Here is a 21,616-nt window from a genome sequence, read left to right as displayed (position 1 = left end):
CTGTGCACGCTTGCCACTTGCGAAGCTCCCACCTTTTCAGTAGAGGGAGGGCCGCAGGTTTAGGGGTATAGCTCAGTTGGTAGAGCATCGGTCTCCAAAACCGAGGGTCGCGGGTTCAAGTCCTGCTGCCCCTGCCACCTGCATCTCCCGACATCTCTGACGATCGGCCAGAGCGCGCTCGTTGTGCCCTTCGAGAGTTCCTCCTGGGTGCGGACGTCCAGGCCCGGTGTGGCCGAGCCGGATCGCGAGGAGTTGACACGGAAGCGTCATCGGGGGTTGCAATGGTGGAGGCAAGCCATTAGATACCGCATCCCCAGCCGCCCGAGGTGACTCGCGCGGTTCTTGGTTTTTGGCCGCAAGGCCGCTACGGAAAGTATGGCTGATGGCTGGCGTTAACCCCCTGAAGTTTCTGCAAGAGGTTCGTCAGGAAGTTGGCAAGGTGACCTGGCCCACACGGCAGGAGACGCTGATCTCCACGGTGATGGTGCTGATCATGGTGGTGATCGCGAGCCTGTTCTTCCTGGCTGCGGACCAGCTTATTGCATGGCTCGTGCAGCTGATGCTGTCGATCCGCTGAGCGGCAAACGGATTTCTTAGGAGCTACGGCGCGGCATGGCCAAACGCTGGTACATCGTTCAGGCGTATTCGAACTTCGAGCGCAAGGTCGCTGAGGATATCAAGCAGAAGGTTGCTCAGAAGAAGCTCGAGGAGCTGTTCGACGACGTGATCGTGCCGACCGAGAAGGTCGTCGAGATGCGTCGCGGCCGCAAGGTCGATGCCGAGCGCAAGTTCTTCCCGGGCTACGTGCTGGTGAAGATGGAGATGACCGACCAGGCGTTCCATCTGATCAAGAACACGCCCAAGGTTACCGGATTCCTCGGCTCGGGCGACAAGCCCATGCCGATCTCCGAGAAGGAAGCCATGGCCATCCTGCAGCAGGTGCAGGAAGGCGTGGAGCACCCCAAGCCGTCGGTCTCGTTCGAGGTCGGCGAGCAGGTGCGCGTTTCGGATGGCCCCTTCGCCAGCTTCAATGGCGTGGTGGAAGAGGTCGACGAGGAGCGTTCGCGCCTCAAGGTGGAAGTTTCGATCTTCGGGCGTCCGACGCCCGTCGAACTGGAATACGGCCAGGTCGAGAAGGTCTAGTCTTCTCGGGCTGGTTGAAGAATTCGGCGCAAGCCGATGGGGTGGCTGCAAGGCTGCCCGAAATCGTGGGAGGGTCGGGCGCTCGCCAAGCGCTCATAAGTCCCGGACCACGGCGTCTCACTGATCCGGTGACGCGGATCGCCTGCCCAATCGTGGGCGAACATGGAGATAGATCATGGCAAAAAAGATTACTGGCTACCTGAAGCTTCAGGTCCCGGCCGGCTCGGCGACCCCGTCGCCCCCGATCGGCCCCGCGCTCGGCCAGCGCGGCCTCAACATCATGGAATTTTGCAAGGCCTTCAATGCGAAGACCGCCGAGCAGGAAAAGGGCGCTCCGACCCCGGTCGTGATCACCATCTATGCGGACAAGAGCTTCACGTTCGAGACCCGCCTGCCGCCCGTGACCTACCTGATCAAGAAGGCCGTGAACCTGAAGTCCGGTTCTAAGCTTCCGGGCAAGGAATCTGCCGGCACCATCTCGCAGAAGCAGATCCGTGCGATCGCCGAAGCGAAGATGAAGGATCTCAACGCCTATGACGTCGAGCAGGCGATGAGCATGATCGCTGGTTCCGCCCGGTCTATGGGCCTGCAGGTGGAGGGCTAAGCGATGACGAAGCTCGGTAAGCGTACTGTCGCGATCCGCGAAGGCATCGACCGCAAGAAGCTCTATGGCGTCGAAGAGGCCATCAAGCTGGTCAAGGAACGCGCCAAGGCCAAGTTCGACGAGACCGTCGAAGTTGCGTTCAACCTGGGTGTCGACCCGCGTCACGCCGACCAGATGGTCCGCGGCGTGGTGAACCTCCCCAATGGCACCGGCAGGACCGTTCGCGTCGCCGTGTTCGCCAAGGACGCCAAGGCTGAAGAGGCCAAGAAGGCCGGCGCCGACATCGTCGGTGCGGAAGATCTCGTCGAGATCGTCCAGTCGGGCAAGATCGAGTTCGATCGCGTTATCGCGACCCCGGACATGATGCCGCTGGTTGGCCGTCTTGGTAAGATCCTCGGCCCGCGCAACCTGATGCCGAACCCGAAGGTTGGTACCGTGACTCCGGACGTCGCCGGTGCGGTCAAGGCCGCCAAGGGCGGTGCCGTGGAGTTCCGCGTCGAGAAGGCCGGTATCCTGCACGCCGGCGTTGGCAAGGCCTCGTTCAGCGAGCAGGCCCTGCTCGAGAACATCAAGGCGTTTGCGGACGCCGTGAACAAGGCGAAGCCGGCTGGTGCCAAGGGCACCTACGTGAAGCGCGTCGCCGTTTCGTCGACCATGGGCCCGGGCGTCCATGTCGACCCGTCGTCGGTCCACTAAGACCGGCGAATCCAGTTTCCGGCGGCTTCGGCCGCCGGAGATGCCGATCGTGAGATTGGCAGAAGTCCTGTCCGAGACTGCGGGTGCGCCAACAGGCGCCTAATCCCGGCCCAGAGACGCGCAGCGCGCGATCAAAGGAAAAGGGGCCTGCATAGATGGGGTGAAGACCGGAATTCGTTCCGGTTCGAACCAGGCCAGTTGCCGCCAAGGGGCATTTCGCCCTCCGACGGTCAGCCGGTTGACAGGCATCAACCGCTGTACTCCCGAAACGGAGGGCAGCAATTGGCAAACGGTCCGGGACCTATCTCCGGGCCATATGTGGAGACTAGCAGTGGAAAGAGCGGAAAAGGCTGAGCTCATCACCTCGCTCCAGTCGTCGTTTGCGACGGCCGGGTCGATCGTGGTCGCCCAGAACGCCGGCTTGACCGTTGCCGACCTGGAAAATCTGCGCAGGCAGATGAAGCAGGCCGGTGGGACGATCAAGGTGGCCAAGAACCGCCTTGCCAAGCTTGCTCTGAAGGAAACCGACAACGCGGACATCTCGGCCCTGTTCACAGGTCCGACCGTCGTCGCCTTCGCCGAGGATCCCATGACCGCGCCGAAAGTCGCGGCCGCTTTCGCCGACAAGAACCAGAAGTTCGTGGTTCTCGGTGGCGCAATGGGGAAGACCGGGCTCGACGCGAACAACGTCAAGGCGCTCGCCACGATGCCCTCGCTGGACCAGCTCCGCGCCACGCTCGCAGGGATGCTCAAGCAGCCCGGCACGCGTATCGCGTCTGTCCTGCAGGCCCCTGGCGGTGCGGTTGCACGGGTCATCTCGGCGCACGCCGAGAAGAGCAATGCAGCATAGGCAAACTACCCACGTGGGGCCGATCTGGCCCTCCACGGTTCGAACTGAAACATCAAAGAGAGTGAAATCAAATGGCTGATCTCGCCAAACTCGTAGACGACCTGTCTGCCCTCACCGTGATCGAGGCTTCCGAGCTGTCGAAGCTTCTCGAAGAGAAGTGGGGCGTCTCGGCTGCCGCTCCGGTCGCCGTCGCTGCCGGCCCGGCCGCTGCCGCTGCTGCCCCGGCTGAAGAGAAGACCGAATTCGACGTGATCCTCGCCTCGTTCGGCGACAACAAGATCAACGTCATCAAGGAAGTCCGCGCCATCACCGGTCTGGGTCTCGGCGAAGCCAAGGCTCTGGTCGAAGGTGCTCCGAAGGCCGTCAAGGAAGGCGCTTCGAAGGCCGAGGCCGAAGACATCAAGAAGAAGCTGGAAGCTGCCGGCGCCAAGGTCGAACTCAAGTAAGTTCGCCTATCGATCTACGGGGCAGCGCCACCGGCGCTGCCTCATTCCCGTCCCAGTGTTGACTATAGGGACGGTCGCCACCCGACGAATGGATGGTCGGGCAGGGCGCTCATAGCGGGAATAACCCGCGACGATATTGAGTTGCGGAACTTAGGGTCTCCCTCCCATCGAGGCCCGGACGAATACAGAACAAGGCCGATGTCCTGATGCCCGACGGCTGATAGTCGGGCCTTTGGACATCTGCCTCCGAGACATCGAGAAAATTGAGGAGCTGGTATGGCTACCACGTTCAACGGCCGCCGCAAGGTACGCAAGTCTTTCGGCAGCATTCGCGAAGTCACGGAGATGCCCAATCTGATCGAGGTCCAGAAGGCCTCCTATGATCAGTTCCTCCTCGTGGCCGAGCCCAAGGGCGGGCGTCCCGATGAGGGGCTTCAATCCGTTTTCCGGTCGGTCTTTCCGATCACCGACTTTTCCAACACGGCATCCCTCGAATTCGTGAAGTACGAGTTCGAGCAGCCGAAGTATGACGTCGACGAGTGCCGTCAGCGCGACATGACGTTCGCAGCGCCGCTCAAGGTCACGCTTCGCCTGATCGTGTTCGAAGTTGATGAAGAGACCGGCGCCCGCTCCGTCAAGGACATCAAGGAGCAGGACGTCTACATGGGCGACATGCCCTTCATGACGTCGAACGGCACGTTCATCGTGAACGGTACCGAGCGCGTTATCGTCTCGCAGATGCACCGCTCGCCGGGCGTGTTCTTCGATCACGACAAGGGCAAGACCCACTCTTCGGGCAAGCTGCTCTTCGCCGCGCGCATCATCCCGTACCGCGGTTCCTGGCTCGACATCGAATTCGACGCCAAGGACATCGTCTACGCCCGTATCGACCGTCGCCGTAAGATCCCGGTGACGTCGCTGCTCAAGGCGCTCGGCATGGACGCCGAGGAAATCCTCGCGACCTATTACGACACCGTCTCGTTCGAGAAGACCAAGACCGGCTGGCGCAAGCCGTTCGACGCCGAGAAGATGAAGAACGCCAAGCCGACGTTCGACCTCATCGACGCGAACACCGGCGACGTCGTCCACGAAGGCGGCAAGAAGCTCTCCCCGCGGCAGGCCAAGAAGCTCGCCGAGGGCGGTCTGACGCACCTCGCAGTGGTGGAAGAGGACCTCTACGGTCAGTTCATCGCGCAGGATCTGGTCGACCTCCGGACCGGCGAGATCTTTGCCGAGGCGGGCGACGAGATCGACGAGAAGCTGCTGACCAAGCTCAAGGACAAGGGCTTCGACGAGCTGCCGATCCTCGACATCGACCACGTGACCGTCGGTGCCTACATCCGCAATACGCTGGCCGTCGACAAGAACGAGTCCCGCGAGGACGCGCTGTTCGACATCTACCGCGTCATGCGTCCGGGCGAGCCGCCGACCGTCGAAACCGCCGAAGCGATGTTCAAGTCGCTGTTCTTCGACAGCGAGCGCTATGACCTCTCGGCCGTCGGCCGCGTGAAGATGAACATGCGCCTCGACCTCGAGGTCGAGGACAGCGTGCGCATCCTTCGCAAGGAGGACATCGTCGAGGTCGTTCGTACGCTCGTCGAACTGCGTGACGGCAAGGGCGAGATCGACGACATCGACAACCTCGGCAACCGCCGGGTGCGTTCGGTCGGCGAGCTCATGGAGAACCACTACCGGCTCGGGCTGCTCCGTATGGAGCGCGCGATCAAGGAGCGCATGTCGTCGGTCGAGATCGACACCGTCATGCCGCAGGACCTGATCAATGCCAAGCCGGCGGCGGCCGCCGTGCGCGAGTTCTTCGGCTCGAGCCAGCTTTCGCAGTTCATGGACCAGACCAACCCGCTCTCCGAGATCACGCACAAGCGTCGTCTCTCGGCGCTTGGGCCGGGCGGTCTCACCCGTGAGCGTGCCGGCTTTGAAGTCCGTGACGTGCACCCGACCCACTATGGCCGTATCTGCCCGATCGAGACGCCGGAAGGCCCGAACATCGGCCTGATCAACAGCCTCGCGACGTTTGCTCGCGTGAACAAGTACGGCTTCATCGAGACCCCGTACCGCAAGGTCGTGGACGGCAAGGTCACTGACGACGTCGTCTATCTGTCGGCTATGGAAGAGGCCAAGCACTTCGTTGCCCAGGCCAATGCCGAGCTGACCGACAAGCGCGAGTTCAAGAACGACCTGATCGTTGCCCGCCACGCTGGCGACAACGGCCTGACGCCGAAAGAGACCATCGACCTGATGGACGTGTCTCCGAAGCAGATCGTTTCGGTGGCCGCGGCGCTCATCCCGTTCCTCGAGAACGACGACGCCAACCGCGCGCTCATGGGCTCGAACATGCAGCGTCAGGCTGTGCCGCTGCTGCGCGCCGAGGCCCCGTTCGTGGGCACCGGCATGGAGTCGGTCGTGGCCCGTGACTCGGGCGCCGCGATCGTCGCCAAGCGCAAGGGCATCGTCGACCAGGTGGATGCGACCCGTATCGTTATCCGCGCCACCGAAGAGACCGATCCGGGCAAGCCGGGCGTCGACATCTACAACCTGATGAAGTTCCAGCGTTCGAACCAGTCGACCTGCATCAACCAGCGTCCGCTGGTTGTGGTGGGCGACCACGTCGAGGCCGGCGACATCGTTGCGGATGGTCCGTCGACCGAACTGGGCGATCTCGCCCTCGGCCGGAACGTGCTCGTCGCGTTCATGCCGTGGAACGGCTACAACTTCGAAGACTCGATCCTGCTCAGCGAGAAGATCGCCATGCAGGACGTGTTCACCTCGATCCATATCGAGGAATACGAAGTGATGGCCCGTGATACCAAGCTCGGTCCCGAGGAAATCACCCGCGACATCCCGAACGTCTCGGAAGAGGCGCTCAAGAACCTCGACGAAGCCGGTATCGTTCATATCGGTGCCGAGGTCGCGGCTGGTGACATCCTGGTCGGCAAGATCACGCCGAAGGGCGAAAGCCCGATGACGCCGGAAGAGAAGCTCCTCCGCGCCATCTTCGGCGAGAAGGCCTCGGACGTCCGTGATACCTCGCTCCGCGTTCCGCCGGGCGATGCTGGTACTGTCGTTGAAGTGCGCGTGTTCAACCGCCACGGCATCGACAAGGACGAGCGCGCCATGGCCATCGAGCGCGAGGAAATCGAGCGCCTGGCCAAGGACCGTGACGACGAGCAGTCGATCCTCGACCGCAACGTCTATGCGCGCCTGAAGGAAATGCTGTTCGGCAAGACCGCCACGACCGGCCCGAAGGGCTATGTCGCGGGCACCAAGCTGAACGACGCGACCTTCGACGCCCAGCCGCGGTCGAAGTGGTGGCAGTTCGCCCTCGAAGACGACAAGGTCATGGCTGAGATGGAGGCCCTCCACGCTCAGTACGAGGAGAGCCGCAAGCTGCTCGAGCAGCGCTTCATCGACAAGGTCGACAAGCTGCAGCGCGGTGACGAACTTCCGCCGGGCGTGATGAAGATGGTCAAGGTCTTCGTTGCGACCAAGCGCAAGATCCAGCCGGGCGACAAGATGGCCGGCCGTCACGGCAACAAGGGTGTGGTTTCGCGCATCGTGCCGATCGAAGACATGCCGTACCTGGAAGACGGTACGCACGTCGACATCGTGCTGAACCCGCTCGGTGTGCCGTCGCGCATGAACGTGGGCCAGATCCTCGAGACGCACCTCGGCTGGGCATGCCGTGGCGTGGGCAAGAAGATCGACGAGATGATGAGGATCTACCAGCAGAAGGGTGATCTGACGCCGCTCAAGAAGGAGATCAGCGCGCTCTACGAGGGCGACGATTACGTCTCCAACCTGGACGACGACTCGATCGCACGGCTGGGCGAGCATCTCTCCAAGGGCGTCCCGATCGCCACGCCGGTGTTCGACGGCGCCAAGGAGAGCGACATCGTCGACATGCTGAACCGGGCCGGCCTCAAGGCCACCGGCCAGTCGAGCGTCTTCGACGGCCGTACCGGTGAGCAGTTCGATCGCCAGGTGACCGTGGGCTACATCTATATGCTGAAGCTCCACCACCTCGTGGACGACAAGATCCACGCGCGCTCGATCGGCCCGTACTCGCTCGTTACCCAGCAGCCGCTGGGTGGCAAGGCGCAGTTCGGCGGCCAGCGTTTCGGCGAAATGGAGGTGTGGGCGCTCGAAGCTTACGGCGCTGCATACACCCTCCAGGAAATGCTCACGATCAAGTCGGACGACGTTGCCGGTCGTACCAAGGTCTACGAAGCGATCGTCCGCGGTGACGACACCTTCGAGGCGGGGATCCCCGAGAGCTTCAACGTTCTCGTCAAGGAAATCCGTTCGCTGGGCCTCAATGTCGAGCTGGATACGTTTGAAGGCGATGCGCTGCCCCAGGGCGGCCCCGCCGACAACCAGCTCGCACCTCCTCAGAACGCGGCGGAATAAGGCTGCCACGTTCACCCACACACCACTTCGGTGCGCTCCGGGCCTGAGACCCGGAGCCATCGAGAAGAGGAGCTAAATACCGATGTCTACTCATCACCACGTCATGGACCCGTTCAACGCTCAGGCCCCGGTGCAGTTGTTCGATCAGATGAAAATCTCGATCGCCAGCCCGGAGAAGATCCTCAGCTGGTCCTACGGCGAGATCAAGAAGCCGGAGACGATCAACTACCGCACGTTCAAGCCCGAGCGCGACGGCCTGTTCTGCGCGCGCATCTTCGGGCCCGTGAAGGACTACGAGTGCCTGTGCGGCAAGTACAAGCGCATGAAGTTCAAGGGCGTCATCTGCGAGAAGTGCGGCGTTGAAGTCACGCTGTCGCGCGTCCGTCGCGAGCGCATGGGCCACATCGAGCTCGCCGCTCCGGTCGCTCACATCTGGTTCCTGAAGTCGCTGCCGAGCCGCATCGCACTGCTGCTCGACATGACGCTGAAGGATATCGAGCGCATCCTCTACTTCGAGCAGTACGTCGTGCTGGACCCGGGTCTGACCCCGTTCGGCGTGAACGAGCTCGTGACCGAGGAACAGTACCTCGACGCGCAGGACCAGTATGGGGCCGACACCTTCACCGCCAAGATCGGCGCTGAAGCCATCCGCGACCTGCTGCTCTCGCTTGACCTCGAGAAGATCGCTGCGGACCTCCGCGTCGAGATCGCCGAGGCGACCACCGAGCTGAAGCCGAAGAAGCTGGCCAAGCGCCTGAAGATCGTCGAGCAGTTCATTGTCTCGGGCAACAAGCCCGAGTGGATGATCATGACTGTCGTTCCGGTCATTCCGCCGGAGCTCCGCCCGCTCGTCCCGCTGGACGGCGGCCGCTTCGCCACGTCCGATCTGAACGACCTCTATCGTCGCGTGATCAACCGTAACAACCGCCTGAAGCGGCTTATCGAACTGCGGGCACCCGATATCATCATCCGCAACGAGAAGCGCATGCTTCAGGAAGCGGTCGATGCGCTGTTCGACAACGGCCGCCGTGGCCGCACCATCACCGGTGCGAACAAGCGTCCGCTGAAGTCGCTGTCCGACATGCTCAAGGGCAAGCAGGGCCGGTTCCGCCAGAACCTGCTCGGCAAGCGCGTGGACTATTCCGGCCGTTCGGTGATCACCGTGGGTCCGGAGCTCAAGCTCCACCAGTGCGGCCTGCCCAAGAAGATGGCGCTCGAGCTGTTCAAGCCGTTCATCTACTCGCGCCTTGAGGCCAAGGGCCTCTCGTCGACGGTGAAGCAGGCCAAGAAGCTGGTCGAGAAGGAGAAGCCCGAGGTCTGGGATATCCTCGACGAAGTGATCCGCGAGCACCCGGTTCTGCTGAACCGTGCGCCCACGCTTCACCGTCTGGGCATCCAGGCGTTCGAGCCGCACCTGATCGAAGGCAAGGCCATCCAGCTGCATCCGCTCGTCTGCGCGGCTTTCAACGCCGACTTCGACGGCGACCAGATGGCCGTTCACGTGCCGCTCTCGCTCGAGGCGCAGCTCGAAGCCCGCGTGCTGATGATGTCGACCAACAACATCCTGCACCCGGCCAACGGCCAGCCGATCATCGTGCCGAGCCAGGACATCGTGCTGGGTCTGTACCACCTCAGCCTCATGAACGAGGGCGAGCCCGGGCAGGGCATGGCCTTCTCGGACATGGGCGAGCTGGAGCACGCGCTCGTTTCGGGCGTGGTGACCATGCACTCCAAGATCAAGGGTCGCGTCGACGTCTATGACGAGGACGGGAACCGCACCACCGAGGTCGTCGAGACGACCCCGGGCCGCATGATCCTGGGCAAGCTTCTTCCCAAGAGCATCAAGGTGCCGTACGCGACGGCCAACCAGCTGATGACCAAGAAGATGATCTCCAAGATGATCGACACCGTGTATCGCGGTTGCGGTCAGAAGGAGACGGTCATCTTCTGTGACCGCATCATGGACCTGGGCTTCAAGCACGCGGCCCGCGCCGGCATCTCGTTCGGCAAGGACGACATGGTCATCCCGGCCTCCAAGTACACGATCGTGGAGGAGACCCGGAAGCTGGTCGAGGAGTTCGAGCAGCAGTACAACGACGGCCTCATCACCCAGGGCGAGAAGTACAACAAGGTTGTCGATGCCTGGGCCAAGTGCGGTGACAAGGTCGCCGAGGAGATGATGAAGGGTATCGCCGCGGTCAAGTTTGACCCGGAGACCGGTCGTCAGCTGCCGATCAACTCGGTCTACATGATGAGCCACTCGGGCGCCCGCGGTTCGCCGGCGCAGATGAAGCAGCTCGCCGGTATGCGCGGCCTGATGGCGCGTCCGGACGGCTCGATCATTGAGACCCCGATCACGGCCAACTTCAAGGAAGGCCTGAACGTTCTCGAGTACTTCAACTCGACCCACGGCGCCCGTAAGGGTCTCGCGGACACCGCGCTGAAGACCGCGAACTCGGGTTACCTGACGCGTCGTCTGGTTGACGTCGCCCAGGACTCGATCATCACCGAGCTCGATTGCGGCACCGAGCGCGGCCTGACGATGGAACCCATCGTCGACGCCGGCCAGGTCGTAGCCTCGCTGGGCCAGCGCATCCTCGGTCGTACTGCGGCTGACGATGTGGTGAACCCGGAGAACGGCGAAGTCATCGTTCCCAAGGGCACGCTGCTCACCGAAAAGGACGTGGAGCTCATCGAGAGCTACAAGGTCCAGTCGATGCGCATCCGTTCGCCGCTGACCTGCGATCTCCGCCAGGGCTGCTGCGCCGCGTGCTACGGTCGCGACCTCGCTCGCGGTACGCCGGTCAACATCGGTGAGGCTGTCGGCGTTATCGCCGCCCAGTCGATCGGTGAGCCGGGCACCCAGCTCACCATGCGCACGTTCCACATCGGTGGCACGGCGCAGGTGGTGGACTCCTCGTACCTGGAGGCTGGTGCCGAGGGTAAGGTCGAGATCCGCAACCGCAACGTCGCCAAGATCGCCGGCGGGCAGTTGATCGCCATGGGCCGCAACGTGACCATCGCGATCCTTGATCCCGATGGCAAGGAGCGGACCACCCACCGCGTCACCTACGGTGCCAAGCTCCGCGTGGACGACGGTTCCGAGGTCAAGCGTGGCCAGCGTATCGCCGAATGGGATCCGTACACCCGTCCGATCCTTGCGGAAGTCGACGGCGAAGTTGGCTTCGAGGACCTCGTGGACGGTGCGTCCGTGGCGGAAAACACCGACGAGACCACCGGCTTCACCAAGCGTGTCGTCATGGACTGGCGCGGTAGCCAGCGTAACGATGCGCTGAAGCCGGCGCTGACGGTCAAGCGGGGCGACGCCGTCGTCAAGCTCGATCGCGGCGGCGAAGCCCGGTACCTGCTCTCGGTGGATGCGGTCATTGCCGTCGAGCCGGGCGAGAAGGTGTCGCCGGGTGACGTGCTGGCCCGTATCCCGCTGGAAAGCGCCAAGACCAAGGACATCACCGGCGGTCTGCCGCGTGTGGCCGAGCTGTTCGAGGCACGTCGTCCCAAGGATCACGCGATCATCGCGGAGATCACCGGCACGATCAAATTCGGTCGCGACTACAAGAACAAGCGCCGGATCATCATCGAGCCGGCCGAAGAGGGTGGCGAGCCCGTCGAGTACCTGATCCCGAAGGGGAAGCCGTTCCACCTGCAGGAAGGCGACACCATCGAGAAGGGTGAGTACATCCTCGACGGCAACCCGGCACCGCACGACATCCTGGCGATCAAGGGCGTGGAAGAGCTTGCTCGTTACCTCGTCAACGAGATCCAGGAGGTCTACCGGCTCCAGGGCGTGCTGATCAACGACAAGCACATCGAGGTGATCGTTCGCCAGATGCTGCAGAAGGTCGAGATCGTGAACCCGGGTGACTCGGGCATGCTCAAGGACGAGCAGCTCGACAAGCTGGACTTCGACGAGCTCAACGACCAGCTGGTGGCCGACGGCAAGAAGCCGGCGACTGCCAACCCGGTACTGCTCGGCATCACCAAGGCGTCGCTGCAGACCCGCTCGTTCGTGTCGGCCGCGTCCTTCCAGGAAACCACCCGCGTCCTCACCGAGGCGGCCGTTTCCGGCAAGGCCGACCTGCTCGAAGGCCTCAAGGAAAACGTCATCGTCGGCCGCCTCATCCCGGCGGGCACCGGTGCCGGTACCTCCAAGGCCAAGGCCATTGCCGGCCGTCGCGACGAGATGATCCTCGACGAGCGCCGCCGCCAGGCCGAAACGGCCGCCATCCCGGCCCCGGACGCCGTGCCGTCCGAACCCGCCGAGTAAGCGGGCTCAGGCAAGTGACTTCGAAAGGGCCCCTCGGGGCCCTTTCTCATTGGCGATCGTGTCATTGATCCGTCATCACGGCGGTCCTAGAAGATGTGCGACGAGGAGAAGGCCAATGACCGCAGCGGTTTGGAGCAAGGTCGACGAGTACATCGAGCTCAAGCTGGTGAAGCAGGACCGGGCCAACAGCCAAGCTCTTCGCGCCAACGCCGAGGCTGGCCTCCGGCCGATCGACGTATCGCCTGCCCAGGGCAAGTTCCTGAACCTGCTGGTCCGGATGAGCGGCGCAAAACGGGTGCTCGAGATCGGAACACTGGGAGCCTACTCCACGATCTGGATGGCCAAGGCGCTGCCGGCGGACGGTGCCGTCGTGACGCTCGAGTACGATCCGCATCACGCCGAGGTTGCGCGGCAGAACATCAAGCGGGCAGGGCTGTCCGACCGGATCACCGTTCGTGTCGGCGCGGCCGCCGAAACGCTGCCCCTGCTGGCAGCAGAGAACCCGGAGCCCTTCGACCTCGTGTTCATCGATGCCGACAAGCCCAGCAACACGGTCTATCTCGACTGGGCCATCAAGCTCGGGCGGCCGGGAACGGTGATCGTCCTGGACAACGTCGTACGCGACGGCCAACTGGTGAATGCGGCCAGCTCTGATCCCAATGTGCTGGGAAGCCGGGGCGCCTTCGACCTGATAGCCGCCAACTCCCGACTATCAGCGACAGCCCTCCAGACCGTCGGCGCCAAGGGCTACGACGGCTTCGCGATAGCCATCCTCGACTGAGCTACCGGGCCGGGGTGAACCCGACATAGTCGGCATACTGCTGAAGTAGCACCGACCAGAGGCTGAAGGCGGCATCCAGGTTGTCCCGGGTGACACCGTGCTCGAGGTTCACGTCGTACTCGATGGCCGCATCCAGGTCGGAGTCCAGGTAGGCGTTCCCGAAGCGCTTGTCCCGGTTCCAGGCGTTGAGCGCATCCAGGGTCGGTTTGATGTCGGCGAATGCGGCGTAGAAGTTGAGGTCCTCGCAGGCCTTGTCGGCGGCGCAGTTCATGAAGAACACGTAGTAGGTCATGTCCCCGATGCTGCCGGCGATACGGGGGGCGCCGTCGGGCTGCGATTCCAGCGTGGCAGTGCCGTATCCCTTGGCGATGGCCACGACCTCGTCGACCTTGCTGCCGTCCACGATCTCCTGGGACAGGGCAGGGGACGCGAGGAGGGCGGCGGCAAGAACGGCAGCGGCGAGCTTCATGACATGTCTCCTGAGCGGCCGGACACTACACGTTGGACTTGCGCCGGCCAATGCATCGGCCGGCCCGATTCTCAAAAGTCGAGGAAAACCACGACTCTAGGCTGGCAATAGCCATGCGCTCGGGGCAAACAAGGTCTGCCTTCCGACCAAGAAGTGCCCAGCGGGCCGAGATGCCCGGTTTTGCGGGCTGCTTGGCATCTCTTTCCCAGCAAAGAATCCTTGACGGGGAGACTCGCTCCCCATATAGAGGCGCAACCTTAGCGGTCGGTCGTGAAGTTCACGCGGGTATCTGCCAACTAGAGCGGGCATCCAGGAACCTCAAACACACTGCCAAAGGCACGAGACGACGACAAATCTTTGTGCGCATGAACGCCGGTAGCCCCGGTGGTCCGCTGCAATGAGAGGCGCCGCTGCCCAAGTATGGGTGGGAATGGCGCCCCTTTGGTTTGTTTGCGTCTTCCGCAACGATTTCGGACCGATGGAAAGAGCGCAATGCCGACCATTAATCAGTTGATCCGCAAGCCTCGGGTTTCCAAGCCCAAGCGGAACAAAGTACCGGCGATGGAAGCAAACCCGCAGAAGCGCGGCGTGTGCTCTCGCGTCTATACGACTACCCCGAAGAAGCCGAACTCGGCTCTGCGTAAGGTCGCCAAGGTCCGGCTGACCACGTCTCGCGAAGTCATTTCCTACATCCCCGGCGAAGGCCACAACCTCCAGGAGCACTCGGTTGTGCTTATCCGTGGCGGTCGTGTGCGTGACCTTCCGGGTGTGCGTTACCACGTGCTGCGCGGCGTTCTCGACACCCAGTCGGTGAAGGATCGTAGGCAGCGCCGTTCGAAGTACGGCGCGAAGCGGCCGAAGTAAGGAGCAGATCCAATGTCCCGTCGTCACGCTGCTGAGAAGCGCGAAGTCAATCCCGATCCGAAGTTCGGCGATCTCGTCGTTTCGAAGTTCATGAACTCGCTGATGGAAGACGGCAAGAAGTCGGTCGCAGAGTCGATCGTCTACGGTGCCTTCGACATCGTGCAGGCCAAGCTGAAGCAGGATCCGGTCACCGTGTTCCACGGTGCGCTCGACAACATCCGTCCGGCCGTCGAAGTCCGTTCGCGCCGCGTCGGTGGTGCGACGTACCAGGTCCCGGTTGAGGTCCGTACCGATCGTCAGCAGGCTCTCGCCATCCGCTGGCTCATCGAATCCGCCCGCAAGCGTGGCGAGCACACCATGAAGGAGCGCCTCTCCGGCGAGCTCATGGATGCCGTCAATGGCCGCGGTCAGGCCGTCAAGAAACGCGAAGACACGCACCGTATGGCTGACGCCAACCGTGCCTTCTCGCACTACCGCTGGTAACGGAAGGCTCGCTCAGATGGCCCGCGAATACCCGATCAATCACTACCGCAACTTCGGCATCATGGCCCACATTGATGCCGGCAAGACGACTACGACCGAGCGTATCCTCTACTACACCGGCAAGTCCCATAAGATCGGCGAAGTTCACGACGGCGCCGCGACCATGGACTGGATGGAGCAGGAGCAGGAGCGCGGCATCACGATCACGTCCGCCGCGACCACCACGTTCTGGAAGGGCCGTGACGGCACCCAGTTCCGCTTCAATATCATCGACACTCCCGGACACGTGGACTTCACCATTGAAGTCGAGCGTTCGCTCCGTGTGCTCGACGGCGCCATCGCGCTGCTTGACGGCAACCAGGGCGTCGAGCCGCAGACGGAAACCGTCTGGCGCCAGGCCGACAAGTACAACGTTCCGCGTCTGATCTTCGTCAACAAGATGGACAAGATCGGTGCCGATTTCTACTTCTGCCTCGACACGCTTGATAAGCGCCTCGGCATCAAGCCGGTGGTGATGCAGCTGCCGATCGGCTCGGAGAGCGATTTCCGCGGTGTCGTCGATCTCATCGAGATGAACGCCATCGTGTGGCGCAACGAAGAGTTGGGCGCGCAGTGGGACGTGGTCGAGATTCCCGAGGACCTCAAGGCCAAGGCCGTTGAGTACCGCGAGAAGATGATCGAGACCGCCGTCGAGATGGACGATGCGGCCACCGAGGCCTACCTCAACGGCGAGATGCCGGACAACGACACGCTGCGCCGGCTGATCCGCAAGGGCACCTGCGACGTGAAGCTGTACCCGGTGTTCTGCGGTTCGTCCTTCAAGAACAAGGGCGTGCAGCCTCTGCTGGACGGCGTCATCGACTTCCTTCCTGCTCCGACCGACATTCCCGCGATCAAGGGTATCGACGTCAAGACCGGGGCCGAAGTCGAGCGCCACGCGACCGATGACGAGCCGCTGTCGATGCTGGCGTTCAAGATTGCCAACGACCCGCACATGGGCTCGCTGACCTTCTGCCGCATCTACTCGGGTCACCTCGAAGCCGGCGCGTCGCTCGAGAACACGGTGAAGGAAAAGAAGGAACGCGTCGGTCGCATGTTCCAGATGCACGCGAATTCGCGCGAGCAGATCAATGAGGCCTACGCCGGCGACATCGTCGCCATCGTCGGTCTCAAGGACACGACGACGGGTGATACGCTTTCGGATCCGGCCCACAAGGTCATCCTCGAGCGCATGGAGTTTCCGGAGCCGGTTATCGATATCGCCGTCGAGCCGAAGTCCAAGGCCGACCAGGAGAAGATGGGCCTCGCCCTCGCTCGCCTGGCTGCCGAAGACCCGAGCTTCCGCGTCAAGACCGACGAAGAGTCCGGCCAGACCATCATTTCGGGTATGGGCGAACTTCACCTCGACATTCTCGTCGACCGCATGAAGCGCGAGTTCAAGGTGGAAGCCAACATCGGTGCGCCGCAGGTGGCATACCGCGAGGCGATCACCCGCACCGTCGAGCACGACTACACCCACAAGAAGCAGTCGGGTGGTTCGGGTCAGTTCGCGCGCATCAAGTTCCGTATCGAGCCCAATGAGCCGGGCGCCGGCTTCCAGTTCGCTTCGGAAGTCGTCGGCGGCAACGTGCCGAAGGAATACGTGCCGGGCGTCGAGAAGGGCGTGGCTTCCGTCATGGGTGCCGGTCCGATCATCGGCTTCCCGATCGTGGACGTGAAGTTCGTACTGACCGATGGCGCCTATCACGACGTCGACTCGTCGGTCCTGGCGTTCGAAATCGCCGGCCGCGCGGGCTTCCGTGAGGCTATCGAGAAGGCAGCTCCGAAGATCTTGGAGCCGATCATGCGGGTTGAAGTTCTCACCCCGGAAGACTATGTCGGCGACGTCATCGGCGATCTGAACTCTCGCCGCGGTCAGATCCGCGGCACCGAGGCCAGGGGTATTGCCCAGGTGATCGACGCGATGGTCCCGCTAGCCAACATGTTCGGCTACGTGAACTCGCTGCGTTCCATGAGCCAGGGGCGCGCGCAGTACACCATGACGTTTGATCACTACGAGCAGGTGCCGCAGGCGGTCGCTCAGGAGGTTCAGGCGAAGTACGCCTGATCCTTTCGGTAAGTAGAAGAACCCAACTCCAGCCGCTCTGGCTGAATACGGAGAATAGTGATGGCTAAGGAAAAGTTTTCCCGCAATAAGCCGCATTGCAACATCGGCACCATTGGTCACGTTGACCACGGCAAGACCTCGCTGACCGCAGCGATCACCAAGGTTCTGGCCGAGACCGGCGGCGCGACCGCCCGCGCGTATGATCAGATCGACAACGCGCCGGAAGAGAAGGCACGCGGGATCACGATCAACACGTCGCACGTCGAGTACGAGACGGCTAACCGTCACTACGCTCACGTCGACTGCCCGGGCCACGCCGACTATGTGAAGAACATGATCACCGGCGCTGCCCAGATGGACGGCGCGATCCTGGTCGTGTCGGCTGCCGACGGCCCGATGCCGCAGACCCGCGAGCACATCCTGCTCGCCCGTCAGGTCGGTGTGCCGGCGCTCGTCGTCTTCCTGAACAAGTGCGACATGGTCGACGATCCGGAGCTCCTCGAGCTCGTGGAACTCGAAGTCCGTGAGCTGCTGTCGTCCTACGAATTCCCGGGCGACGACGTTCCGATCATCCGCGGTTCGGCCACCGAAGCGCTCAATGACGGCAACAAGGACCTCGGTCACGACGCCGTTATCAAGCTGATGGCTGCCGTTGACGAGTACATCCCGCAGCCGGCTCGTCCGATCGACCAGCCGTTCCTGATGCCGATCGAAGACGTGTTCTCGATCTCCGGCCGTGGCACTGTCGTCACCGGTCGTGTCGAGCGCGGCATCGTCAAGGTTGGTGAGACCGTCGAGATCGTCGGCATCAAGGCGACCCAGTCGACGACCGTGACCGGCGTTGAAATGTTCCGCAAGCTGCTCGATCAGGGCCAGGCTGGCGACAACATCGGCGCGCTGATCCGTGGTATCGACCGTACGCAGGTCGAGCGCGGCCAGGTGCTCTGCAAGCCCGGTTCCGTGACCCCGCACACCGACTTCGTGGCTGAGGCTTATATCCTCACCAAGGAAGAGGGTGGCCGTCACACGCCGTTCTTCGCGAACTATCGTCCGCAGTTCTACTTCCGGACCACCGACGTGACCGGCGTTGTTACGCTGCCGGAAGGCACCGAAATGGTGATGCCGGGCGACAACGTGAATATCTCGGTTTCGCTGATCGTGCCGATCGCCATGGAAGAGAAGCTCCGCTTCGCTATCCGTGAGGGTGGTCGCACCGTCGGTTCTGGCGTCGTCGCCAAGATCCTGAAGTAAGACCTGGTAATCCAGGGCGCGGCGCGCCGCTTAACAGCGCGCCGCGTTCCATTTTTCGCTGGGAAAGCAAGATGAACGGTCAAAACATTCGCATCCGGCTCAAAGCCTTTGACCACCGTGTGCTCGACACTTCCACCCGGGAGATCGTGAACACGGCCAAGCGCACGGGTGCGCAGGTGCGCGGGCCGATCCCGCTGCCCACACAGATTGAGAAGTTTACGGTCAACCGTTCGCCGCACATCGACAAGAAGTCGCGCGAGCAGTTCGAGATCCGGACCCACAAGCGTCTCCTGGACATCGTGGATCCGACGCCGCAGACCGTCGATGCTCTTATGAAGCTCGATCTCGCCGCCGGCGTCGACGTCGAAATCAAGCTCTAAACGAGTTTTCGCGCTGATCATCCAAAGGGTCCTCTTGAAAAATGACCCGGTCAGCCGCCAAAGAGAAGAGGTAACAACCGATGCGTTCTGGTTTGATCGCACAGAAGGTGGGGATGACCCGGCTGTTCATGGAGGACGGCACGCACGTCCCCGTGACCGTGCTCAGCCTCGAGAATTGCCAGGTCGTGGGCCAGCGCACGCAGGAGAAGGACGGCTACACCGCCCTCCAGCTCGGCGCCGGTGCCGTGAAGGCAAAGAACATCACCAAGGCTGACCGCGGCCAGTTCGCCGTCGCCAAGGTCGAGCCGAAGCGTCAGCTAACCGAGTTTCGTGTCGATCCTGCGAACCTCATCGAAGTGGGCGCCACCATGCAGGCCGACCACTTTGTCGAGGGCCAGCTGGTCGACGTGACCGGAACGTCCATCGGTAAGGGTTTCGCCGGCGGCATGAAGCGCTGGAATTTCGGCGGCCTGCGCGCCACGCACGGTGTGTCGGTTTCGCACCGTTCGCACGGTTCGACTGGTCAGCGCCAGGATCCCGGCCGTGTGTTCAAGGGCAAGAAGATGGCCGGCCACATGGGCGACCGTCGCGTAACCACCCAGAACCTGAAGGTCGTCCGCACCGACGTGGAGCGCGGCCTGATCATGGTTGAGGGTGCTGTGCCGGGCTCCAAGGGTGCCTGGATCCAGATCAAGGACGCGGTCAAGAAGCCCGCTCCGAAGGGCGCTTCGGTGCCCGGTTCGTTCAAGGCGGCTGTCGCAGCCGTGGCCGAGGAGGCGAAATAATGGAACTCCAGGTCACTACTCTGGACGGCAAGGCCGACGGTTCGGTCACCCTGAAGGACGAGATCTTCGGTCTTGAAGTCCGTCAGGACATCCTGCACCGCATGGTCCGCTACCAGCAGCTCAAGGCGATGGCCGGCACCCACAAGGTGAAGCACCGCTCCGAGATCGCTTACACCAGCAAGAAGTCGGTGAAGCAGAAGGGCTCCGGCGGCGCCCGTCACGGCAACAAGGCGGCTCCGCAGTTCCGCGGCGGTGGCCGTGCGTTCGGCCCCGAGCCCCGCAGCCATGCGATCGAGCTGCCCAAGAAGGTCCGCGCCCTGGCCCTGAAGCATGCGCTTTCGGCCAAGGCCAAGGCCGGCGAGCTGGTCGTCGTTCCGACCGTTGCGACGACGGAGCCCAAGACCGCGGCGCTTGCCAAGCAGTTTGGCAAGCTGGAGTGGACGAGCGCTCTGATCATCGACGGCGCCGAGGTGGACAAGAACTTCGCCCACGCGGCTCGCAACATTCCGCAGATCGACGTGCTGCCGGTGCAGGGGATCAATGTCGCTGACATTCTCCGTCGCCATAAGCTCGTTCTGACCAAAGCAGCGCTTGAGGCGCTCGAGGCACGGTTCGCATGAGCAAGTTCACCAACTACGACGTGATCCGGAACCCGGTCGTCACCGAGAAGTCGACGATGGCGTCCGAGCACGGCCAGGTCGTGTTTGACGTCGCGATCGACGCCACCAAGACGCAGATCAAGGAAGCCGTAGAGGCTCTCTTTTCGGTCAAGGTGAAGGCGGTCAACACGCTGGTCCGCAAGGGCAAGGTGAAGCGCTTCCGTCAGGAACTTGGCACCCGCAAGGACGTCAAGAAGGCTATCGTCACCCTCGTTGACGGCCAGTCGATCGACATTTCGACCGGTATCTAAGGGGAGAGAAGAACATGGGTTTGAAAACTTACAATCCGACCTCTCCTGGCCGTCGCCAGCTCATCACGACCGATCGGTCGGAGCTGTGGAAGGGCAAGCCGGTCAAGGCGCTGACCGAAGGTCTCAACAAGTCGGGCGGCCGTAACAACGCCGGTCGCATCACTGCCTACCATCGCGGTGGCGGTCACAAGCGGACCTACCGCGTCGTCGATTTCCGCCGCGTGCGGTTCGAGGAAGTGGCTACCGTTGAGCGCCTCGAGTACGATCCGAACCGTACGGCCTGGATCGCGCTGATCAAGTACGCCGACGGCGAGCTTGCCTACATCATCGCGCCGCAGCGTTTGGCTGCCGGCGACAAGGTGATCTCCACGCTCGGTTCGGCCGACGTGAAGCCGGGCAACGCGATGCCGCTGGAGCGCATGCCGGTGGGCACGATCGTGCACAACGTCGAGATGAAGCCCCGCAAGGGCGGTCAGATCGCACGTTCGGCCGGTGCCTATGCCCAGTATGTGGGCCGTGACGCTGGTTGGGCGATCCTTCGCCTGAACTCGGGTGAACAGCGCCGTGTCCACGGCTCGTGCCTCGCCACTGTCGGCGCGGTATCGAACCAGGACCACGCCAACACCTCGATCGGCAAGGCTGGTCGCAACCGCTGGCTCGGCCGCAAGCCGGTAAACCGCGGCGTGACCATGAACCCGGTCGATCACCCGCACGGTGGTGGTGAAGGTCGTACGTCTGGTGGCCGTCACCCGGTGTCCCCGTGGGGCAAGCCGACCAAGGGTAAGAAGACCCGCAGCAACAAGTCGACGGACAAGTTTATCGTCCGCTCGCGTCACGTGAAGAAGGGCCGCTAAGCCATGTCGCGTTCAGTCTGGAAGGGCCCGTTCGTCGACGGTTATCTGCTCAAGAAGGCAGAGACTTCTCGTTCGAGTGGCCGCAACGAAGTCATCAAGATCTGGAGCCGTCGCTCCACGATCCTGCCGCAGTTCGTCGGTCTGACCTTTGGTGTCCATAACGGCCAAAAGCATGTGCCGGTAATGGTTCAGGAAGAGATGATCGGCCACAAGTTCGGCGAGTTCGCGCCGACCCGTACGTACTACGGTCACGCGGCCGACAAGAAGGCCAAGAGGAAGTAAC

At 62.7% G+C, this 21,616-nt stretch carries 20 protein-coding genes and 1 tRNA gene; 20 read left to right on the top strand and 1 reads right to left on the bottom strand.

The window, feature by feature from the left end; translation table 11 throughout:
• Positions 1 to 61: 61 nt before the first annotated feature.
• The 10 genes from PRN20_RS13630 to PRN20_RS13585 all read left to right on the top strand — a co-directional run bounded on the left by PRN20_RS13630 (position 62) and on the right by PRN20_RS13585 (position 13,230).
• Positions 62 to 137, top strand: a tRNA-Trp gene (locus tag PRN20_RS13630).
• Positions 138 to 382: 245 nt separating this feature from the next.
• The gene (gene secE, locus PRN20_RS13625) at positions 383 to 577 is read left to right on the top strand and encodes a preprotein translocase subunit SecE (protein ID WP_443112560.1); all 195 of its coding nucleotides are present in this window, start codon (positions 383 to 385) and stop codon (positions 575 to 577) included.
• A 35-nt stretch (positions 578 to 612) separates the two neighbouring features.
• A complete protein-coding gene (nusG, locus tag PRN20_RS13620; RefSeq protein ID WP_273957950.1) occupies positions 613 to 1,143 on the top strand; it encodes a transcription termination/antitermination protein NusG in 531 nt (176 codons plus the stop codon).
• Positions 1,144 to 1,318: 175 nt separating this feature from the next.
• Entirely contained in the window at positions 1,319 to 1,747 is a 429-nt protein-coding gene (gene rplK / locus PRN20_RS13615; protein WP_273957949.1) for a 50S ribosomal protein L11, read from the top strand.
• Between the two features lie 3 nt (positions 1,748 to 1,750).
• Entirely contained in the window at positions 1,751 to 2,443 is a 693-nt protein-coding gene (gene rplA, locus PRN20_RS13610; RefSeq protein WP_273957948.1) for a 50S ribosomal protein L1, read from the top strand.
• A 331-nt stretch (positions 2,444 to 2,774) separates the two neighbouring features.
• Positions 2,775 to 3,293 (top strand): 50S ribosomal protein L10, encoded by a 519-nt coding sequence (gene rplJ / locus PRN20_RS13605; RefSeq protein WP_273957947.1) that lies wholly within the window; start codon positions 2,775 to 2,777, stop codon positions 3,291 to 3,293.
• A gap of 71 nt (positions 3,294 to 3,364) precedes the next feature.
• Positions 3,365 to 3,739: a 50S ribosomal protein L7/L12 gene (gene rplL, locus PRN20_RS13600; RefSeq protein WP_273957946.1), complete on the top strand. Its 375-nt coding sequence runs from the start codon at positions 3,365 to 3,367 to the stop codon at positions 3,737 to 3,739.
• Between the two features lie 276 nt (positions 3,740 to 4,015).
• On the top strand, positions 4,016 to 8,164 hold the full coding sequence (rpoB, locus tag PRN20_RS13595; RefSeq protein ID WP_273957945.1) for a DNA-directed RNA polymerase subunit beta: 4,149 nt from the start codon (positions 4,016 to 4,018) through the stop codon (positions 8,162 to 8,164).
• Positions 8,165 to 8,246: 82 nt separating this feature from the next.
• Positions 8,247 to 12,449 (top strand): DNA-directed RNA polymerase subunit beta', encoded by a 4,203-nt coding sequence (rpoC, locus tag PRN20_RS13590; RefSeq protein ID WP_273957944.1) that lies wholly within the window; start codon positions 8,247 to 8,249, stop codon positions 12,447 to 12,449.
• A 115-nt stretch (positions 12,450 to 12,564) separates the two neighbouring features.
• Positions 12,565 to 13,230 carry an O-methyltransferase gene (locus tag PRN20_RS13585; RefSeq protein ID WP_273957943.1) on the top strand — a complete coding sequence of 222 codons (666 nt, stop codon included), beginning with the start codon at positions 12,565 to 12,567 and terminating at the stop codon, positions 13,228 to 13,230.
• Between the two features lies 1 nt (position 13,231).
• Here PRN20_RS13585 and PRN20_RS13580 read toward each other — a convergent pair whose 3' ends face one another.
• Entirely contained in the window at positions 13,232 to 13,699 is a 468-nt protein-coding gene (locus PRN20_RS13580; protein ID WP_273957942.1) for a YbjN domain-containing protein, read from the bottom strand.
• 492 nt (positions 13,700 to 14,191) lie between these two features.
• Here PRN20_RS13580 and rpsL point away from each other — a divergent pair, with 492 nt between their 5' ends.
• The 10 genes from rpsL to rpsS all read left to right on the top strand — a co-directional run bounded on the left by rpsL (position 14,192) and on the right by rpsS (position 21,615).
• Entirely contained in the window at positions 14,192 to 14,563 is a 372-nt protein-coding gene (gene rpsL / locus PRN20_RS13575) for a 30S ribosomal protein S12 (RefSeq protein WP_273957941.1), read from the top strand.
• Between the two features lie 12 nt (positions 14,564 to 14,575).
• Positions 14,576 to 15,046 carry a 30S ribosomal protein S7 gene (rpsG, locus tag PRN20_RS13570; RefSeq protein WP_273957940.1) on the top strand — a complete coding sequence of 157 codons (471 nt, stop codon included), beginning with the start codon at positions 14,576 to 14,578 and terminating at the stop codon, positions 15,044 to 15,046.
• A 16-nt stretch (positions 15,047 to 15,062) separates the two neighbouring features.
• The gene (gene fusA / locus PRN20_RS13565; protein ID WP_273957939.1) at positions 15,063 to 17,153 is read left to right on the top strand and encodes an elongation factor G; all 2,091 of its coding nucleotides are present in this window, start codon (positions 15,063 to 15,065) and stop codon (positions 17,151 to 17,153) included.
• Between the two features lie 60 nt (positions 17,154 to 17,213).
• Positions 17,214 to 18,404: an elongation factor Tu gene (gene tuf, locus PRN20_RS13560; protein WP_273957938.1), complete on the top strand. Its 1,191-nt coding sequence runs from the start codon at positions 17,214 to 17,216 to the stop codon at positions 18,402 to 18,404.
• A gap of 71 nt (positions 18,405 to 18,475) precedes the next feature.
• Positions 18,476 to 18,784, top strand: coding sequence for a 30S ribosomal protein S10 (gene rpsJ, locus PRN20_RS13555; RefSeq protein ID WP_055049780.1), 309 nt, complete (start codon positions 18,476 to 18,478; stop codon positions 18,782 to 18,784).
• An 80-nt stretch (positions 18,785 to 18,864) separates the two neighbouring features.
• Complete coding sequence (gene rplC, locus PRN20_RS13550; protein ID WP_273957937.1) at positions 18,865 to 19,569, top strand: 50S ribosomal protein L3; 705 nt, start codon at positions 18,865 to 18,867, stop codon at positions 19,567 to 19,569.
• Entirely contained in the window at positions 19,569 to 20,189 is a 621-nt protein-coding gene (gene rplD, locus PRN20_RS13545) for a 50S ribosomal protein L4 (protein ID WP_273957936.1), read from the top strand. The genes rplC and rplD overlap by 1 nt, the downstream gene beginning before the upstream one ends.
• Positions 20,186 to 20,479, top strand: coding sequence for a 50S ribosomal protein L23 (locus PRN20_RS13540; protein WP_273957935.1), 294 nt, complete (start codon positions 20,186 to 20,188; stop codon positions 20,477 to 20,479). The genes rplD and PRN20_RS13540 overlap by 4 nt, the downstream gene beginning before the upstream one ends.
• A 14-nt stretch (positions 20,480 to 20,493) precedes the next feature.
• A complete protein-coding gene (gene rplB / locus PRN20_RS13535; RefSeq protein WP_273957934.1) occupies positions 20,494 to 21,333 on the top strand; it encodes a 50S ribosomal protein L2 in 840 nt (279 codons plus the stop codon).
• Between the two features lie 3 nt (positions 21,334 to 21,336).
• Complete coding sequence (rpsS, locus tag PRN20_RS13530; RefSeq protein ID WP_273957933.1) at positions 21,337 to 21,615, top strand: 30S ribosomal protein S19; 279 nt, start codon at positions 21,337 to 21,339, stop codon at positions 21,613 to 21,615.
• Position 21,616: the final 1 nt, after the last annotated feature.

The sequence above is a fragment of the Devosia sp. ZB163 genome (assembly GCF_028613635.1).
In the GTDB taxonomy this organism is placed as follows: Bacteria; Pseudomonadota; Alphaproteobacteria; order Rhizobiales; family Devosiaceae; genus Devosia_A.
Note: the sequence above shows the minus strand (reverse complement) of the source record. Positions and strands in the feature narration are given on the sequence as shown.

Bases quoted from the DNA above. Each gene is read 5' to 3' on its own strand.
- secE (WP_443112560.1), top strand. From the start codon at position 383: ATGGCTGGCGTTAACCCCCTGAAGTTTCTGCAAGAGGTTCGTCAGGAA.
- nusG (WP_273957950.1), top strand. From the start codon at position 613: ATGGCCAAACGCTGGTACATCGTTCAGGCGTATTCGAACTTCGAGCGC.
- rplK (WP_273957949.1), top strand. From the start codon at position 1,319: ATGGCAAAAAAGATTACTGGCTACCTGAAGCTTCAGGTCCCGGCCGGC.
- rplA (WP_273957948.1), top strand. From the start codon at position 1,751: ATGACGAAGCTCGGTAAGCGTACTGTCGCGATCCGCGAAGGCATCGAC.
- rplL (WP_273957946.1), top strand. From the start codon at position 3,365: ATGGCTGATCTCGCCAAACTCGTAGACGACCTGTCTGCCCTCACCGTG.
- rpoB (WP_273957945.1), top strand. From the start codon at position 4,016: ATGGCTACCACGTTCAACGGCCGCCGCAAGGTACGCAAGTCTTTCGGC.
- rpoC (WP_273957944.1), top strand. From the start codon at position 8,247: ATGTCTACTCATCACCACGTCATGGACCCGTTCAACGCTCAGGCCCCG.
- PRN20_RS13585 (WP_273957943.1), top strand. From the start codon at position 12,565: ATGACCGCAGCGGTTTGGAGCAAGGTCGACGAGTACATCGAGCTCAAG.
- PRN20_RS13580 (WP_273957942.1), bottom strand. From the start codon at position 13,699: ATGAAGCTCGCCGCTGCCGTTCTTGCCGCCGCCCTCCTCGCGTCCCCT.
- rpsL (WP_273957941.1), top strand. From the start codon at position 14,192: ATGCCGACCATTAATCAGTTGATCCGCAAGCCTCGGGTTTCCAAGCCC.
- rpsG (WP_273957940.1), top strand. From the start codon at position 14,576: ATGTCCCGTCGTCACGCTGCTGAGAAGCGCGAAGTCAATCCCGATCCG.
- fusA (WP_273957939.1), top strand. From the start codon at position 15,063: ATGGCCCGCGAATACCCGATCAATCACTACCGCAACTTCGGCATCATG.
- tuf (WP_273957938.1), top strand. From the start codon at position 17,214: ATGGCTAAGGAAAAGTTTTCCCGCAATAAGCCGCATTGCAACATCGGC.
- rpsJ (WP_055049780.1), top strand. From the start codon at position 18,476: ATGAACGGTCAAAACATTCGCATCCGGCTCAAAGCCTTTGACCACCGT.
- rplC (WP_273957937.1), top strand. From the start codon at position 18,865: ATGCGTTCTGGTTTGATCGCACAGAAGGTGGGGATGACCCGGCTGTTC.
- rplD (WP_273957936.1), top strand. From the start codon at position 19,569: ATGGAACTCCAGGTCACTACTCTGGACGGCAAGGCCGACGGTTCGGTC.
- PRN20_RS13540 (WP_273957935.1), top strand. From the start codon at position 20,186: ATGAGCAAGTTCACCAACTACGACGTGATCCGGAACCCGGTCGTCACC.
- rplB (WP_273957934.1), top strand. From the start codon at position 20,494: ATGGGTTTGAAAACTTACAATCCGACCTCTCCTGGCCGTCGCCAGCTC.
- rpsS (WP_273957933.1), top strand. From the start codon at position 21,337: ATGTCGCGTTCAGTCTGGAAGGGCCCGTTCGTCGACGGTTATCTGCTC.